At 39.9% G+C, this 15,929-nt stretch carries 17 protein-coding genes; 5 read left to right on the forward strand and 12 right to left on the reverse strand.

Features of this window, described 5'->3' with window-relative positions; all coding sequences use genetic code 11:
• Positions 1-338: 338 nt before the first annotated feature.
• The 9 genes from dltD to EKM78_RS10540 all read right to left on the reverse strand — a co-directional run bounded on the left by dltD (position 339) and on the right by EKM78_RS10540 (position 7,920).
• Complete coding sequence (dltD, locus tag EKM78_RS10505) at positions 339-1,592, reverse strand: D-alanyl-lipoteichoic acid biosynthesis protein DltD (protein ID WP_125772037.1); 1,254 nt, start codon at positions 1,590-1,592, stop codon at positions 339-341.
• Between the two features lie 4 nt (positions 1,593-1,596).
• Positions 1,597-1,839 (reverse strand): D-alanine--poly(phosphoribitol) ligase subunit DltC, encoded by a 243-nt coding sequence (dltC, locus tag EKM78_RS10510; protein ID WP_125772039.1) that lies wholly within the window; start codon positions 1,837-1,839, stop codon positions 1,597-1,599.
• Positions 1,840-1,850: 11 nt separating this feature from the next.
• A complete protein-coding gene (gene dltB / locus EKM78_RS10515; RefSeq protein ID WP_125772041.1) occupies positions 1,851-3,071 on the reverse strand; it encodes a D-alanyl-lipoteichoic acid biosynthesis protein DltB in 1,221 nt (406 codons plus the stop codon).
• Complete coding sequence (gene dltA / locus EKM78_RS10520) at positions 3,064-4,581, reverse strand: D-alanine--poly(phosphoribitol) ligase subunit DltA (protein WP_125772043.1); 1,518 nt, start codon at positions 4,579-4,581, stop codon at positions 3,064-3,066. The genes dltB and dltA overlap by 8 nt, the downstream gene beginning before the upstream one ends.
• Before the next feature lie 19 nt (positions 4,582-4,600).
• Positions 4,601-4,747: a teichoic acid D-Ala incorporation-associated protein DltX gene (locus EKM78_RS10525; RefSeq protein WP_125772045.1), complete on the reverse strand. Its 147-nt coding sequence runs from the start codon at positions 4,745-4,747 to the stop codon at positions 4,601-4,603.
• A gap of 347 nt (positions 4,748-5,094) precedes the next feature.
• Complete coding sequence (locus tag EKM78_RS10530; protein ID WP_125772047.1) at positions 5,095-6,150, reverse strand: M24 family metallopeptidase; 1,056 nt, start codon at positions 6,148-6,150, stop codon at positions 5,095-5,097.
• A 422-nt stretch (positions 6,151-6,572) separates the two neighbouring features.
• On the reverse strand, positions 6,573-6,725 hold the full coding sequence (locus EKM78_RS12805) for a hypothetical protein (RefSeq protein ID WP_164507310.1): 153 nt from the start codon (positions 6,723-6,725) through the stop codon (positions 6,573-6,575).
• Positions 6,726-6,893: 168 nt separating this feature from the next.
• Positions 6,894-7,163 carry a 30S ribosomal protein S14 gene (rpsN, locus tag EKM78_RS10535; protein WP_125772049.1) on the reverse strand — a complete coding sequence of 90 codons (270 nt, stop codon included), beginning with the start codon at positions 7,161-7,163 and terminating at the stop codon, positions 6,894-6,896.
• Positions 7,164-7,296: 133 nt separating this feature from the next.
• The gene (locus EKM78_RS10540; RefSeq protein ID WP_125772051.1) at positions 7,297-7,920 is read right to left on the reverse strand and encodes a GyrI-like domain-containing protein; all 624 of its coding nucleotides are present in this window, start codon (positions 7,918-7,920) and stop codon (positions 7,297-7,299) included.
• A gap of 527 nt (positions 7,921-8,447) precedes the next feature.
• Between EKM78_RS10540 and EKM78_RS10545 the strand changes: the two genes are divergently transcribed.
• Positions 8,448-9,071, forward strand: coding sequence for a CBS domain-containing protein (locus tag EKM78_RS10545; RefSeq protein WP_125772053.1), 624 nt, complete (start codon positions 8,448-8,450; stop codon positions 9,069-9,071).
• 52 nt (positions 9,072-9,123) lie between these two features.
• On the opposite strand, the gene EKM78_RS10550 is transcribed toward EKM78_RS10545, so the two are convergent.
• Both EKM78_RS10550 and EKM78_RS10555 read right to left on the reverse strand, forming a co-directional pair.
• Complete coding sequence (locus tag EKM78_RS10550) at positions 9,124-10,257, reverse strand: glycerate kinase family protein (protein ID WP_125772055.1); 1,134 nt, start codon at positions 10,255-10,257, stop codon at positions 9,124-9,126.
• A 12-nt stretch (positions 10,258-10,269) separates the two neighbouring features.
• The gene (locus tag EKM78_RS10555) at positions 10,270-11,553 is read right to left on the reverse strand and encodes a GntP family permease (protein ID WP_125772057.1); all 1,284 of its coding nucleotides are present in this window, start codon (positions 11,551-11,553) and stop codon (positions 10,270-10,272) included.
• A 276-nt stretch (positions 11,554-11,829) separates the two neighbouring features.
• Here EKM78_RS10555 and EKM78_RS10560 point away from each other — a divergent pair, with 276 nt between their 5' ends.
• Entirely contained in the window at positions 11,830-12,891 is a 1,062-nt protein-coding gene (locus EKM78_RS10560; protein ID WP_125772059.1) for a CdaR family transcriptional regulator, read from the forward strand.
• 291 nt (positions 12,892-13,182) lie between these two features.
• Positions 13,183-13,314 carry a hypothetical protein gene (locus tag EKM78_RS13330; protein ID WP_281273627.1) on the forward strand — a complete coding sequence of 44 codons (132 nt, stop codon included), beginning with the start codon at positions 13,183-13,185 and terminating at the stop codon, positions 13,312-13,314.
• Positions 13,315-13,671: 357 nt separating this feature from the next.
• Here the strand turns inward: EKM78_RS13330 and EKM78_RS10565 are convergent, their stop codons facing one another.
• Complete coding sequence (locus tag EKM78_RS10565; RefSeq protein ID WP_125772061.1) at positions 13,672-14,781, reverse strand: DMT family transporter; 1,110 nt, start codon at positions 14,779-14,781, stop codon at positions 13,672-13,674.
• Positions 14,782-14,928: 147 nt separating this feature from the next.
• On the opposite strand from EKM78_RS10565, the gene EKM78_RS10570 reads away from it, so the two are divergent.
• Both EKM78_RS10570 and EKM78_RS10575 read left to right on the forward strand, forming a co-directional pair.
• Positions 14,929-15,243, forward strand: a complete 315-nt coding sequence (locus EKM78_RS10570) for a hypothetical protein (RefSeq protein WP_125772063.1) — start codon at positions 14,929-14,931, stop codon at positions 15,241-15,243.
• Complete coding sequence (locus tag EKM78_RS10575) at positions 15,231-15,707, forward strand: hypothetical protein (protein ID WP_125772065.1); 477 nt, start codon at positions 15,231-15,233, stop codon at positions 15,705-15,707. Before EKM78_RS10570 ends, EKM78_RS10575 begins: the two co-directional genes overlap by 13 nt.
• Positions 15,708-15,929 lie beyond the last annotated feature (222 nt).

Raw genomic sequence — 15,929 nt, forward strand, 5'->3', positions numbered from 1 at the left:
GACCTTAGCGAAATGGCCAGTTTCCTCTACGGCATCAAGTGCCAATTTCACTTACGGCGTACATCTCACATTCACCTTATCAAAAAAAGGTGAGTAAATTAATTCTCCGTCAAGAATTAACTTACTCACCTATCTTAATCTGTTTCCACTTGGCGACGAAGGAGCTTAGTGGAAGACTCGTATTTGAGATCGTCGAAGCGGGTTTCTTCGAGGAGCTCAAATCGATGTCCACACCGTTCCACAGCGATATTTCCGGAACCCCCGCAGAACCGGCAATCAGCGCACAAAAAAAATACGACCACAATCGCAGTCGTATCTTCAAAAATCAATTAAAAATATTAAAAATCAGAATCATTAGCCCAATCCTCAGTTAAGAAATAATTATCCATCTTATACAGTGTTTGTGCAGGATCAGCCCGCTTGTCTTGGTAATAAGGATGGAGCTTCTTATCCAACATAAGCCAACCACGCCAGCCCATATGGATAGTATCTTCAGCAATATAGTTAGAATTCTTCACCGTTGTCAGATCGACAATGTTGTGGAATCCTTGGCTATTCAATTGATACTTGATCTTTTTATCAAAGTTATCTAGTGAACTTTGAGGCATTCCAGTATATTCCATCCACTTCTTATTAACAGGTTGGATGACGAACATTACTTGAACGTGGTTTTGCTTAAACATGTAAAGCACAGCTTGAAAGTCGTTGTATTCTGGAGAATGCAAGTAGTCAGCTTTTCTGTGTGAATTCTTAAACTGAGCGATCCGGGCATTCAATTGTCTTCTATAGAAGGAATCACCGATCTGTAAATCATTTTCTCTCGAGTGTTCCTTGGCTAGCTTAGTGGCTAGTTTATTCAAATTCTTATAGTTGTATTCATCAGGCAATTGTTCCGTTGCCTTATCGATCCGTTGTTGGTGATCATTCAAGAATGATGAACCGAACAACAGATCTTGACTTTGGAGACTGGATCTACTTCTCTCAAAGTAAAATCTTTCTAGTGAAGTGATTTGTTGCCCCGCAGCAATACGTCTAATTGCATCATTTTCAATGGGACCCTTATTAATCCCTAATTGTATGATACGTTTAGCAATATATTGATTCATATCTTTGTCGCCATGATTTGAATTCAAAATAAAGCCAGACATCTGAAGTGGGGAGAAGTAATACTTAAAGGCGTCACTTCTAGCACCCTTTTTAGTAAACCATTGTGGTGAAATGATAAAGACAGCTTTTTGATTTCTGAGATTAGTCATCCCACTAATATTCATCGCTTGGGTCAATGATGCTGTACCAGGATTACCTAGCAGGAAGGGTTGATTCTTCCAGTGGTATTTCTGGGCCATGGAAGATGGGTGAAATGGATCCATCCGATATAACTCTGATGATCCAATAATTGGAATGTAATTTTCCTTTTCCGCAGTATTTTTAACGTCTTCACCCTTCAATACACGAGCATCTAGCGATGTTGCAGCTTGGTTGACTTCTTCTGGAGTCACATTCTTGATCGTGATCGGAGTCCAAAGGAGGATCAAAAGTGCTGCAACGGCAATAATTACAGGTCCAAAAATCATCCATAGTTTTTTCTTCATAGTATTATGCTTCTTCCAATTCTCCTACACGGTCAACCATCTTGTTAACAGTGTTCCATTGATTACGATCAAATTCTGAAACTGGTACTTGAATATCAAATTTATCTTGCATTGCGACTAAAACTTCAACCGTTGCCATAGAATCTAGCACACCGTCTGCGAATAAGTTTTCATCTGGATCTGAACCAATATCATCTAAACCAGTAAAATCTTTCAAAATTGCGATAATTCCTGCTTTTACGTCCATAATTATTCTCCTTAACTAAACCATAATGTGTTTAAAAATCCTGAAAAGATCAAGAGACTGAAACATACGATATTGAATGTTAAAAAGATAGCAAAACATTCAGTAAATTTGTTGCTTGGAATCGATTTCTTGTGTCTCTTCTTAAATCTCAACCAAGCGTCGTTTGTGATCATTGCTCCCGCGTGGAAGAGACCATAAACAATGTAGAACCAAGTTTCACCGTGCCAAAATCCCATGATCAGGAACAAAGTTAGATAACCTAAGTTTGCCATTGTGACACGATTCTTAACTAATTTCTTCTTCATCATGAAGAACATCAACCGCATGTAGATAAAATCACGGAACCAGAAGGATAAGGTCATGTGCCATCTATTCCAGAAGTCCTTGATGTTGTGTGACTTGAACGGCTTGTTGAAGTTCATTGGTGTCTTGACGCCTAAGAAATTACTGATTGCGACAGCAAAGAGTGAATACCCGGCGAAATCGAAGAACAAGTACATACTGTAAACATACATGTAAGCAACTACCCACCAAGATAATCCTAGTGGTGCTTGGTGCTGATACGATAAGGCTAGATCAGAAACTTTTGGTAGTAACAAAGTACCAAAGACGTATCCGATGATGAATTTGTACAAGAAGCCTAACATCAAGCGGTTAGTACCGCTCTTGAGCAGCTTGACGTAATCTTCTCGTGATGGTGCTTTCAAAACATCCTTTTGAAATCTTCTGAACCGATCGATAGGACCAGATGTGATGGTTGGGAAGAAGAGTAAGAATCGAATGAATTTCCACGGCTTAACTTCCTTGATTGCTCCATCACGGATCTCCATGATCATTTCAACCGATTTGAAGGTCAAATAACTAATTCCCATAAATGCGAAGAGCGAGATCGTAGCGTTGTTGATCAATGGATCTAACTTAACGAAGACTAACGGAATGATAGCTAAGATAACTGACCAGAAGAAGACCCAGAAATCATTCTTTGAATCTTTCTTAGTCCGATATCTTAAGTACGAAAGTACTAAGACCATTTCGTAGAGAATGTAACAGATCAGTGAGATACCTTGACTCATGTTTCCACCGAAGAATGCGGTGATCAAAATAATGATCGTGGCAAAAGTCTCATAAACTCTAAACCTCTTGCCGTTGTACAAACCTATCATGATCGGCAGCAACAAAATCAGTAAGTAAATAAAATAAGTTGGACTGCTGTACGGTGTAATATTATGCATTTACTTCGCCTATCAATGCCTTTCTATCGATCTTTCCGTTCTTACTGATAGGCAACTGGTCGACGAATTTGAATACATTAGGGATCATGTAATCCATGGTATTTTGCTTTAATTCGGCCTTGATCTGTTTGTTAAGTTCTTTGGGCTCAAGATGTTTGTACTTATCGTCCAAAACAACATGAGCGATGATCTTGTTAACTTGTTTCTTGCTGTTATACAAAGGAACCGTGCAGGATTGTTTAACTTCAACCAAGTTGGTCAATAAAGAGTCGACTTCTTCCAACTCGATCCGATAACCGTGCATCTTGATCTGGAAGTCGGTCCGACCTTTATAAAATAGCAAGCCATTATCGTCTTCGCTGACCATATCGCCAGTATGATAAAATTTCTTACCATTAATAGTCTCGAAAGCTTTATCAGTCTGAACGGGATTGTTCAAATAACCTTTGGAAACATCCGGTCCGCTAACTACCAATTCCCCAACTCTTTCGCCGTCTTTTTCTTCAACATTAGCCAAATGATGTTCCATATTTGACTTCAAGTAGCCGATCGGCAAACGATCAAATTGTGGTAAATTTTGTGGCGTGATCTGGATCGATGTGATCGCCACAGTGTTTTCCGTTGGACCGTAAGTATTAAATAGCTCTGCGTTTGGAAATCTCTTCAGAAGTTTCTCAGCAGTAACATGCGTCAATTCTTCACCGCAAAAAATAAATTTGTTCAACTGAGGTAAAGTTTCTGCGTTGAATTCTCTGAAGAACATACACATTTCAAAGAACGATGGTGTCGAGATCCAAGTAGTTGCTTGTAAATTAAGGATCGCTTGCTGCAACAACGGCAAGTTCTTCGCTGTATGCTTATCGAGGACTTCGAGCGTTGCTCCGTTAGTCAACCCTGGATAGATGGAGAAAACTGAAAGGTCAAATGAGAACGGCGCTTGCAGCATGACCTTAGTGTCGCTGTTATAGTGATAAGTCTTATCGACCCAATCCACGAAATCGAGCAAGTTATTAGTACTGATCTGTACGCCCTTAGGAGTTCCAGTCGTACCAGAGGTGAAGATGATGTAGAAGTTATCATCAGGACCAACTGATCGTGTCTTGTCATAATCCTTGTGGTCGGCGCTGAGAACCTCTTTTAACTGATCTTGTTCACAGATCGTCGTATCGATACCAAAGTTGCTCTTATCGCTCCAATTTAATACTAAAGAAGGTTTAGCGACCATGTTGATCTGTTGGATCCGTTGCGGATCAGATCCATCATCGACCGGGATGTAAGCATGTCCCGCTTTGATAGCACCTAAGAAGAGAGCTAACATCTCAAATTGTTGTCCACCAAAAACAAAGATCGGACTCTTTTGAGGAAGGTTCTTAGCTTGAATGAAACTAGCAACTTTATCTGATTGTTGATCAAGCTGTTGATACGTAGCTTGCACATTACCATTGTGATAACAAATCTTATCAGGATATTCTTGGGCAATGCGGGTGATCCTATCAATAATTGAGTTCATTTTTTTCTCCTTTTTTTACCTAAAAATCATTATAAATAAATTTGGCACTTCCAACACCGTTATATCCGTATATATAAAGAAGAACTAATAATATTGCAAAATAAAAGATGGTCCGTAAAACAAAAACCGATGCTGGTTTCTTCAAGAAGTTTAAAATCCTGATCATCAACTCTCTCACCTCATTCACCTCAAGAACTGTTGAAAACACGCTGTTTATCATAGTTCTATATAAATCGATTGAACATTCCATTGCCTTACAAATTGCTTACAAAATTGTAAGATATAAAACATCCTTCAATGCAAGAAACGGCTTGGTAATAATAATTTGGTTATTATTATCTTAAGAAATGTCTGTTTAATAATATAACCACTCTAAAATGAATGTGTCAAATTATGATAAATAATTTTAAATTATATTACTTTTTCTTGCATCTCTATATAAGTATTATAATAAAAAGATATCCGCCTTGCGGATGCCTTTTTGAAGAAAAATATTTACATTTTTTGAATCAGTTACTTAATTTCGATCAAATCAGTCGTTGAATTAGTTAGTCTAATCATATTCCCAGCTTCATCTTTATAAACATCATCTTCGATCCGAACACCGAATTTATTTTCTAAATAAAGTCCCGGTTCAACCGTGAAGACAATATTAGCTTCCAACTGATCGTTATTAGAAGTCCTAATAATAGGATAATCGTGGCAGACCAAACCAAGTCCATGACCAGTACCGTGGATAAAAGGACCGTATTCAGTATCGTTAATAAAGCCACGAACAACACGATCAAGATCACCAAAAGTCTCGACCATAGGAGCAAAACGAATCCCCATCCCTTCAGCTTTTTGAACAAGACCATAGACCTTCTTAACTTCCTCAGAAGCTTCACCCATCACAACAGTCCGAGTAATATCCGAGAAGTAACCGTCAACAACAAAGCCAAAGTCTAAAGTAACCACATCGCCAGTTTCAATAATCTTAGATGAAGCACCACCATGTGGAAAAGCCGAACGAACACCAGAAGCAACAATAGTATCAAAAGAAAGCTTCTCAGCCCCCAGCGACTTACCAAAACGCTCGATCTCATCAGCCACAGCCAATTCAGACTGACCAACCTTCATAAAATCACCAATATGATCAAACACCTGATCACAAATCGAAGCACCCTTTTGAAGCAACTCGATCTCAGCAGCAGACTTAAACATCCGCGCCTTCTTAACCACCAAGTCACCATCAACAGTAGCAAGACCCTTATCAACCAAAGTCAAATAATCCTTAGTCAACAAACTACCAGATTCAATCGCAACCTTAGAAAACTTCTCAGCCAAAAAATCAGCCAAAGAAGACTTCGCAACATCAACAATCACACAATCAGGACATTCAGCCTTAATCTGTGAAAAAAAGCGAGCATCAGTAACAATAAAAATCTCATCAGCAGAAACAACTACAAACCCATCGTCCCCTGAATAATTAGCCACATAAAATTGATCTTCCTTATCACTAATCAAAAAAGCATCCAAATCGCGATCCTTCAAAAAATCACGAACAGCAACAACACCAGAATCATTCATAAAATCACTTCTCCAAAAACTTCTCCTAGTAAGGATACAACAAAAAGAAAAACCATGCCATATATAGAAGAAAAAAAATAAAAAGAAAAAGGAAGCCCCAAAAAGGCGAGAGTGCGAGAAACGAGCACGCAAGCCCAGAAGCGAAAGCAAAAAGAAAGGAAAACAAATAAAAACAATTCAAGATTTTAGGTTTGGGTTTGGGTTCAGGTTTGGGTTCAGGTTTGGGTTCAGGTTTGGCTTCAGGTTTGGGTTCAGGTTTGGGTTTAGGCTTTTGATCTTACCAACAAAAATATAGTCTGAGATAGACATGTGAGGAATAGGACGCGCAAACAGTGCCAATTTGTACGAAATAAATCGGTAAATCTCAACCAAGGGGGGGATATCGCATACCATCTAGACGGAGGGGCCCGGGGATACAGACCTCAGTGGTGAAATTCATCTTGGCGACGAAGGAGCTTAGATGAAGGTGCAGTTTTGAAACAAGCGAGCGCCTTTTGCTCGATTGGTTCAAAATGTGCCCACCACGTTCCAGCGTCTGTATCCCCGGGCCCCGGAGTCGGCATTGAACGTAGCACCCAAAATACTACCTCCACACCCCAACACCAAACAAACTAACAAAACGTGCCCCAAGCAAAACGCTTCTGTCTGCCATAGCTCACTTACATCTATACAAAAAAATGGCTTTGGAACAAACGTCCAAAGCCATAACGTAAATGAGGAGGCACCAGCCAGCAGCTAAAAAACTACCAGCTAGCTTTGCGAACACCAGGGATCTGACCCTGGTGTGCCAAATTTCTAAAATTAATCCGTGACATCCCAAACTTCCGCAAATAAGCATGGGGTCTACCGTCGATCTTATCTCGAGAATGTAACCGAGTAGGAGAAGCGTCACGAGGCAACTTACTCAAAGCCTCGTAATCTCCTTCATCCTTCAATTTCTGACGTAAAGAAGCATACTTAGCAACAGTCTGTTGCAAGCGTTTCTCACGTTCAATCTTTGCTTTACGTGCCATTCACGTACCACCCTTGTACAAAATTTATTGAAACCAAAGGAAGTCGTCGTTAATAGTAATAATTACTAAGTCCACTGATGATACTAGCAGGTATTAAATCAGATAGCAACAATTTAACCTCAAAAAAGTAATATTATTTTATTTGATATCTTAATATCGTCTTCAACTTGTCATGCTCGACTCGGCGAGCATCAGACAAATAAATCTCTCGATGGACCTTCGAGGCACGCATCAATCCCGCTTCCTTCACCAACAAATCGATCTTATCAAAACTAGCTGGTTCATCATCATAACTTCCAACATGGCAGATCTGTGCCGCTTGGATGGCCGGATAAGTCTTGACTTCAACCTGGTCAAGCAAAGGAAGATCCTTCTTCTGACGGGTAACTTCAACACTTTGTTCGATCACATTATCTGGCACAAAATCCGGGATCCTGATCATCACGTCATACTCAAACTCGTTTTTATATAAATGATCCATCTGTTGCCCCCGCTCAGTCAACGACCAAACGCCTTCCAGCGGAAAGACTACATAGTCATCGAACTCAACATCCCTATCGGTGCAATATTTCTTATAGGCGAATTTCAATCCATAACTTATCGGATAAAGTGTTTGAATACGTTCTTGAAATCCACTTTGGTTAGGGTCACCGATGCCATGGATCGAAAAAAACTTTTGTTCCGGAACATTGACGATCATCGGTTTCTTGCGGGTCGAGTATAGATTTTTTTCTTGCTTACGGCTTTCGTACTTCATGTCAGTCTCCATTCTTAGTTAGATTAATTGAATTGTAGGTAAAAGAAATTGATTAACAACAAGTTTTAGCTATAAATTTAATTATAAACGTTTTGGATTCGCTTGCAATTTATTATGATGTATTATATATTGGAATTGTTAATTGTTACGTTATATTGAGGCTGGACTGTACATTTATGACGAAACAAACATTTTTCAGCTAAAATTACGTATAAATTAGCTCACTACCCATGTTCATCAAGCTCATCTACTGTCATGCTGAACTCCCGCACAGCTCAACACGAAAAGATGAGCCCATAGGATTGTAGCTCAAAATAAGGTCACTCCTCGAAAATTTTCTTAACCCCTAAACTGGAAAATACACGACAAGAGCTACAATACTCTTCCCTCAAATAGCCGGCACAAACGTGTCGGTTTTTTTTCAGTGAGTTTATACTATATATAACGTATTAATTGCCACTTAAAGTGATTATATATATAATACTATCTGTCACTTTCAAATCAGTCAGAATATTGGGGTAATCAAGATGGAGCTAACTAACAGACAGCAGCAAATAATCAATATGACTAAGAAAACTAGTCCAATGACTAGTGAGCAAATCGCCACTAAACTAGGGCTCAGTGTGCCTACGATCAGGGGTGATCTGCGGCTTTTGACCGTTGTTGGCATTCTCGATTCGCGGCCAAAAGTCGGCTACGAGTATACCGGTATGGAACAAAACCGTCTAAATTACTCCAAACTATATGACAAAAAGATCTCTACAATCGTCAAAAAACCAGCATTGGTCGAGCCTAACACCACCTTGCAAGAATGCGTCAATAGCTTGTTCTTAAAGGATGCTGGCTCACTTTACGTGGTGGACGATAATCAAGAACTACTCGGACTAATTTCTCGAAAAGATCTCTTAGCGGTCACTGTCAGCAATCGCGACACTGAATCAATGGTCGCAAGTATGGTGATGACTAGGATGCCGAATTTGATCACCGTTACTCCAGACATGACTATCATGGAAGTGGGAAAACTATTGTTGCAACATGAAGTCGATTCATTGCCAGTAGTTAAAAATGCTAAGAGTTTTCAGGTGATCGGCAAGATCACGAAGAATCGATTATTTGAATATTTTATCGAAGCTAATATGGATAACAATTAAGAGCAGACCGAACTGGCCTGCTCTTTTTATATACATATGGTTATGATTAACCTTACTTCATTATCAATCGTCCAATGTTCTTGATAACTTTTTGGATATTAGGATCGGTGTCTTTGATGGCAGTTTCAAGATCCTCGACTACAGGTACACAACTGAAGATGGCATCTATTCCGATAGGATACAGTTCTTCGGTTCTTTCACCGACACTTCCGGCAATGGCGATAACTTTCACATCGGGATTGACCTCTTTAACTGCTTGTGCCACTCCCATGGGTGTTTTACCATACTTAGTTTGAAAGTCGATCTGACCCTCACCAGTGAAGACGTAGTCTGCTCCCTCAGCCTGTTTTTTTAATCCGGTATATTCGACGACGATTTTTACTCCCGGCTGCATTTCTGAATTCGTGAAGGCTAGTAATCCTGTACCTAAACCTCCGGCAGCACCGGCCCCAGCTTTTTGTTCTAAGTCCAGATGTAGATCTTGTTTGATGATGTCTGCATAGTGCGACAGTGCTTGGTCCAATACTTCGACCATTTCGGGAGTGGCTCCCTTTTGCGGTCCGAAGACGTGAGAAGCACCATTTGGTCCGGTTAAGGGATTGGTGACGTCTGAAGCGATGATAACTTTGACGTTTTTTAATTCTGGCATCATTGAACTGACATCAATTTTAGCTAAATTGATCAAGTCTGCTCCGCCAAATTGTACTGCTTCGCCGTTTTTATTCAGCAATTTTGCTCCCAGAGCTTGTGCCATACCGGCTCCACCATCATTGGTCGCTGAACCACCGATGCCGATAATGACCGTTTTTGCGCCGGTTTTGATAGCAGCCTTGATCAACTGACCAGTTCCATAGGTAGTGGTGATATAAGGATTTTGGGTCTGCTGGTTGATGTATTGGATGCCGCTAGCTTCCGCCATTTCGATGACAGCAACTTTTCCTTCATCGATCAAGCCAAAATGTGCGTCGACTTTATTTCCTAAAGGATCCAGAACTCCTTCGGTCAAGATCTGACCATTTTTGGCGTCGACTAAAGATTGCACCGTTCCTTCGCCACCATCGGCCATTGGCACTTGTCGATATTCAGCATCGGGTAAAACTTGTTTGAGCCCTGCTTCCATCGATTGAGCTACTTGTTTAGCTGTTAACGAGTTTTTGAATGAATCTGGTGCTAATACGATTTTCATTTTTACATCCCCCTAGAAAAAGTTTCCGTACATCAACGTGGCAACGATCGTCATCGACAGACCAACTAACATTTCCCAAAATACAACGCTCATTCTTTCTTTAAAGTCCATCTTGACTGCTTTAGCAGTAACGTGGAAATAGTTACCATGTGGCAATTGATCGATCACGGTCGCACCAGTATGGACCATAGCTGCGGCACCAGTTCCGGAAATTCCGAAAGATAAGATCGATTTACTGAATGAGTTGGAAGCTAAGATAACACCAGTTGAAGTTGATGCTGTGGCAGCGGCCATTAGGATACCAGCGATCGGAGCTAAGAAGGTTCCGGAAACTCCGGCAGTTTTCACGACTTCGACCACTTTTTGTGGTAGGTCCGAAGCACCGATCAACCCAGCGATTGCTCCAGCACCGATCAAGATCATGACAACATCGGTCATTCTACCTAGACCTTTGGCCATATACTCGATAAATTTTTTGCCCCGTTTCATGGCTAATGCTCCGGCTAATCCGGCAATTGGCAAAATGTACATGGCATCGAGATTGATCCCGGCTAAAGCTTTGATGCCTAAAATGTCGCCTACTGGTGTGATCAATAGTAGGACGATCGCTACTAAAGGTGTGACAATAGCTGATTTCAAACTAGGTAGATCTTTAGATTCAGCAACCGTAAACTTCATATCTTCGGGGACAAAGGTCCCTTTGTTTTTGACGATATTAGCTAAGATCACGGTCACGATCAAGCCGACGACCGCTGGCACAAAGTCGGCGATCATTACTTGTGCTAGATCAACGTTGAAGCCTTTAGCTGCAGCGATAGTGTTAGGATTGGGAGAAATGATATTCCCCGCTTTTCCTCCACCAGATAGAGCTACTAATAACGATAGTTTACTGTAGTGCATTTTTTGCCCAACTTCTAAGGCGATTGGTGCGACGATCAAGACGGCAACTGGAATGAAGATCCCGACAGCCGTTAATACTAACGCAGAAAGTGCTAAGGCAAAGATGACTAGTCGATCATTGAAGTTTTTAACGATACTTCGAGCGATCACATTTGCCGCTCCCGACTCCATCATGACTCCAGCTAGGACACCGGCAGAGATCACTCGCACGATCGTCCCCATAACACTGGAGCCACCTTTGATGACAATATCAGTCGTTTGAACGAGGTCCATCCCCCCGATTAAGCAACCGATTATTGCACCGATCATTAATGAATAAACAGGATTGATCTTTAATAAAATCAAAATTATAGCTAAGGCTAAGCCGATCAAGGCAGCCCACCAAGCAATGGTCATTTTAAAACATCACCCTATGTTTGAGAAAAATATCTCAAATTCATTTCAACGAATATAATATAATGATACCGTTTTCTTAGCAATGTGCATTTGCACAAAATTATTTGTTTAAAAAACTATTTTGTTATACAATCACTGATACATCAATATTATTTTTTATCATTAGGAATATAAATTAATTAAACGCACAATTATGATCAATATCTTTTATTTAGTAAATTTGCTGTATTTCGCTACCATTTATACTTTTTTTCACAATAAAGTGAGGTTACCACTATGAAACTTGATCCGAAACTTGCACAATCCATCGTCGATAAGATGATGAAAACCATCCCCTACAATATCAACATCATGAACGAAAAAGGCTACATCATCGCTAGTGGCGACAAGTCACGGATCAATACTTTGCACGTTGGTGCGATCGACTCGATCGATTCTGATCAAATATTACCAATGGTCCAATCTTATGGTATTCATGGTCAACCAGGCGTGAATATGCCGGTCAAATTTCAACAACAAACCATCGGCGTCGTTGGGATAACTGGTGATCCTAAAATAGTTGCTCCTTTGGCTTCGCTGTTGAAAGTAGCGACTGAGCTATTGATCTCGCAAAACTATAACAATCAACCGCGGACGCAATACAAAAGTCGTCTCAACCGTTTCTTATACCAATGGCTTGAAGTTGCTGACGACATCGCCAAATATCCTGAATTGATTTCTGAGGCTGTAGATCTAAATATCGATCTTCAAGAACCACGCTACGTCTTAGTTGCCATCAGCGACCACAATAGCAAAATTCAGATTGCTGAAAACGACTATGCCGTGTCGACCGCCCCAAACAAACTGATCATCATCACTCAACATCATAAGCAAATAGATCAATACTTAAATCAGTGTTGTGAATTAAATATCAAACTAGGAATTAGTCAAAAAAATAACCAACTGGCTAGCGCTCAAAAACAGGCGCAAAGAACTATTTATATCAACGATATTTTCGATCTCGACAAAACACCCTACTATCAAGATGTTATGTTTGTCGATCAGTTGCTGGCTGATAATTTGGTCGATAAAAGTATCCAAGATACCTTCGAATCACTATCAAAAAGCAGCACTGGCCAAGAGCTGATCGATACTTTAGCTTACTACCTCAAGTGTGACGGCAATATTAGTCTGACATCTGACCAACTGCACATTCATCGAAATACGACCAATTATCGATTAAATAAGATCTCCGAAATATTCAAGCTAAATGTCCACAAGTTGAACGATATTTTTGAATTATATGCCAATTATCTAAATTTTAAAAAAAATCAATATGAAGCAACATTGCATGATTAATTTTGATTTACAAATCATTGTTCAAATTAAATAAATAACAATGTATCAATAAGTACCCTAGTGTGAGATAATCAAAAACGCAGGCCAAAATCACTGAAATGATCGAAGAAAAATATTCTTTTTATAAAAGATATTAAATCGTCAAAGTGATAAAAGTCAGGAAAATATCAACGTGGAAATTTTGGCATACGCCAAATAAAACAGTAGCAAATTATCCAAGTCTATCTGCTTAACTTATCGATCTTCCGGACATATAATAGCCTCAAATCCGATAAACAGGAGATGTAGAACATGCTAGGACAAACATTAATCCAATCAGGTTTAACCAGCTTCGGCGCTGGGATCGCATACGGTGCGGTAGTTATTATAGGTTTAGGTGTCATCACCTTACTATTCAACAAATTCAATCACACAGCAAAATAAAAAAGCAGAGAGCACGAGGTTGGTCAGCTGCTGAGGTTTTAAACACAGAGAGCGGAAGGCGACGGTCAGCTGCTGAGGATTTAGGGACTGTCAGCACAAAGGTGTGGCGTAGCCGTGCCTGCTAACAGTTGCTAAACCGGAGGCCGCTGTCGCCTGGAGCTCGTTTCAACATCCTTAAGGATAATACAAAACACCACTATCCAAACCGCAGCAAGTTTGGCAACAAAAATATCCAGCACTATTTTACGCAAACTAAATCTTGCCAACTAGCAGTTTCTAAACTGGAAACCATATCCTCACTAATTCATACAAAGCCAAAAAAATAGACTAGCTTGAAAAATTCAAGCTAGTCTATTTTTATTTAGCAGATTCATGATGCAACCGCGATGCAGTATGTTGAGAATCGATAGTTGATTTAAGTGACTTCTTCAAAGTGTCCTTAGTCCGGTCGTCTGAAGGAAGATTTTCCATATCACGTTCCATTTCGGCTTCAACTTCTTGTTTAGGCCGTTTGGAATCTCGAACGAACAGTGAAATAACACCGTAAGCGATCTTGGCACCAACTAAAGTGATCATCGAACCTAATAAGATAATGATGATACCGATAACGGTTCTTGGTAGCAATGCTTCACCCAAAATAAAGAGCGACAAGATCGGTGCCAATGCTGGTTTGACTAAGAATATCAAGGAAGCTTGGACCACTCCGACTTCATCCATTGCTAAGAAGTACAAGCCAAAGGCTGCACCAGTAACTAAGACTGAGATATAAAGGATCAGTGGTAGTGTTTGTAAATTGATCCCTTGGAAAAATGGAATATTAACGAACTGACTGTAGTTGCTAGGAATAACTGAAGCAAGTGGCGTGTGACTCAATCCCATCAAGATACCGAGTTCCCCGGCACCGAATAAGAATGAAAAACAAGTCATGGCTAATGCGTTGATCCCGATCTTGTGGCTGTTGACTCGCGACATTACGCCGTAAACACCGAACAAGATAGAAGATAATAGTCCCAAAGTGATCCCAACTGGATTCTTCAAATGGAATGGATCGATGATGACCAAGAGACCGATCAACGTCAAAACTAAGGCAAAAATATTAGTACGTGATAGCTTCTCGCGTAAAAAGACGAATCCAATGATCAAGCCAAAAATTGGGTTGGCACTCAACATAATGGCAACGATCGAAGCATCAGTCAATTGGATCGAGAGTTGATAAAGCGACATACTCAAGACTACAATCACGAATCCCGTACTAGCAAAGTGCCAGAAATCCTTTTTTTTCAATAAAATACTGTGCTTACGCATGTACGATAAGGCGAATGGAAATAGTGCCAATCCACCTATCAAAAATCGGATAAAATTCAATTCGACCGGATTGAAGGAACTTCCTGCGATCTTCAAAGCGATTTCCATCGAACTGAAGAGAAAAGTCGGTATAAGAATTAATAGTATCGATTTAAGTTTCAAAACTCTATAACATCCCCAAATAAGTTAATTATATCTAGTAGTCTACTCCCTATTTTCACTAATATCTAAAAATTCGGCAAAAGATTTCCATGAAAACGTTTTATACTGTTATACTTAAAGCTAACTTTAACATACGGAGAACTAAAAATGTCCAAGATCATCTCGCTAGCCGCCCTGATTTTTGCAGGGTTAACTTTCTTCTCATATCCTCACGAAACCAAGGCTGAGAGCGAATACGACCAGAACATCCCCGCTGACACTAACATCGGCCAATACATTTATGAAGACAAAGAGTATTTGACCCAAAATCAAGTCGATCAGATCAATACAATGAATAAGAAATTAAAGAATAAAGAAAATGTGACCTTGATCATCGTCGATAAGATCCCACTGGAGGATATGTCAATGACTGTCACTCCCCATCGGACGAAGAACAAAGGCAGTATTATGTGTCGACTTTGATTGATAAATTTCACGAAACCGATCAAGAAAGATATTTGTTCGATGATGAGAAATATTACGAGCAATTGGAATATGGACGTAATTTTTTGATCATATCGCTGAAGGATAAAGCAGCCTACTGGGAGCCATCTTCGAACACTAATCGCTATTTGACGGACTATAAGTTTTGGAAGCTAAAATTCTGGTTGAACCCAGCATTGCGTTATTTTGACCAGCAATATCAGATCAATGCTGCTGTTAAGCTTTGTTTGAAGATGGGAACACAGGTTGAGCCGTTTGTGTCTGATCCTTATAGTGATAAGGAGAGCGCTTCTTTTGAAGATATTAATGAACGTATTGAATGGGTTAAAACTGGGTTTAAGATCTTTTTTAGTTTGATTGCTTTTTCGATTTTGTTGTTGATTTTTTTTGCTATTGTTTCTGTTCCGTTTCATTTTCGCAAGGGTTGGTATTCTAGATATTAGTGAGAGGTTGTTGTTTGATTGGATGTTCAATGCCGGTTCCGGGTCGGGGCGCGATATGGGACTGGAACGCTGCCGACGCAATTTTGAGCTGCCTGGAAGTTCACCAGGCATCTCAAAACTTGGTCTTTCACTAGGCGATTAAATCGGTTCTCGTCGTGGTTTGGTTATTTTGATGCATTTATTTAAGAAGAGGCTTATATACTCAATGCCAATTTTCATGAG

Source organism: Companilactobacillus furfuricola (genome assembly GCF_003946325.1).
Lineage (GTDB): Bacteria > Bacillota > Bacilli > Lactobacillales > Lactobacillaceae > Companilactobacillus > Companilactobacillus furfuricola.

What these genes read in the sequence shown, in the direction of transcription:
- EKM78_RS10525 (WP_125772045.1), bottom strand. Translation starts at nt 4,747, where the DNA reads ATGATCAGGATTTTAAACTTCTTGAAGAAACCAGCATCGGTTTTTGTT.
- EKM78_RS10570 (WP_125772063.1), top strand. Translation starts at nt 14,929, where the DNA reads ATGTCCAAGATCATCTCGCTAGCCGCCCTGATTTTTGCAGGGTTAACT.
- dltA (WP_125772043.1), bottom strand. Translation starts at nt 4,581, where the DNA reads ATGAACTCAATTATTGATAGGATCACCCGCATTGCCCAAGAATATCCT.
- EKM78_RS10550 (WP_125772055.1), bottom strand. Translation starts at nt 10,257, where the DNA reads ATGAAAATCGTATTAGCACCAGATTCATTCAAAAACTCGTTAACAGCT.
- dltD (WP_125772037.1), bottom strand. Translation starts at nt 1,592, where the DNA reads ATGAAGAAAAAACTATGGATGATTTTTGGACCTGTAATTATTGCCGTT.
- EKM78_RS10560 (WP_125772059.1), top strand. Translation starts at nt 11,830, where the DNA reads ATGAAACTTGATCCGAAACTTGCACAATCCATCGTCGATAAGATGATG.
- EKM78_RS10545 (WP_125772053.1), top strand. Translation starts at nt 8,448, where the DNA reads ATGGAGCTAACTAACAGACAGCAGCAAATAATCAATATGACTAAGAAA.
- rpsN (WP_125772049.1), bottom strand. Translation starts at nt 7,163, where the DNA reads ATGGCACGTAAAGCAAAGATTGAACGTGAGAAACGCTTGCAACAGACT.
- EKM78_RS10530 (WP_125772047.1), bottom strand. Translation starts at nt 6,150, where the DNA reads ATGAATGATTCTGGTGTTGTTGCTGTTCGTGATTTTTTGAAGGATCGC.
- EKM78_RS10540 (WP_125772051.1), bottom strand. Translation starts at nt 7,920, where the DNA reads ATGAAGTACGAAAGCCGTAAGCAAGAAAAAAATCTATACTCGACCCGC.
- EKM78_RS13330 (WP_281273627.1), top strand. Translation starts at nt 13,183, where the DNA reads ATGCTAGGACAAACATTAATCCAATCAGGTTTAACCAGCTTCGGCGCT.
- EKM78_RS10555 (WP_125772057.1), bottom strand. Translation starts at nt 11,553, where the DNA reads ATGACCATTGCTTGGTGGGCTGCCTTGATCGGCTTAGCCTTAGCTATA.
- dltC (WP_125772039.1), bottom strand. Translation starts at nt 1,839, where the DNA reads ATGGACGTAAAAGCAGGAATTATCGCAATTTTGAAAGATTTTACTGGT.
- dltB (WP_125772041.1), bottom strand. Translation starts at nt 3,071, where the DNA reads ATGCATAATATTACACCGTACAGCAGTCCAACTTATTTTATTTACTTA.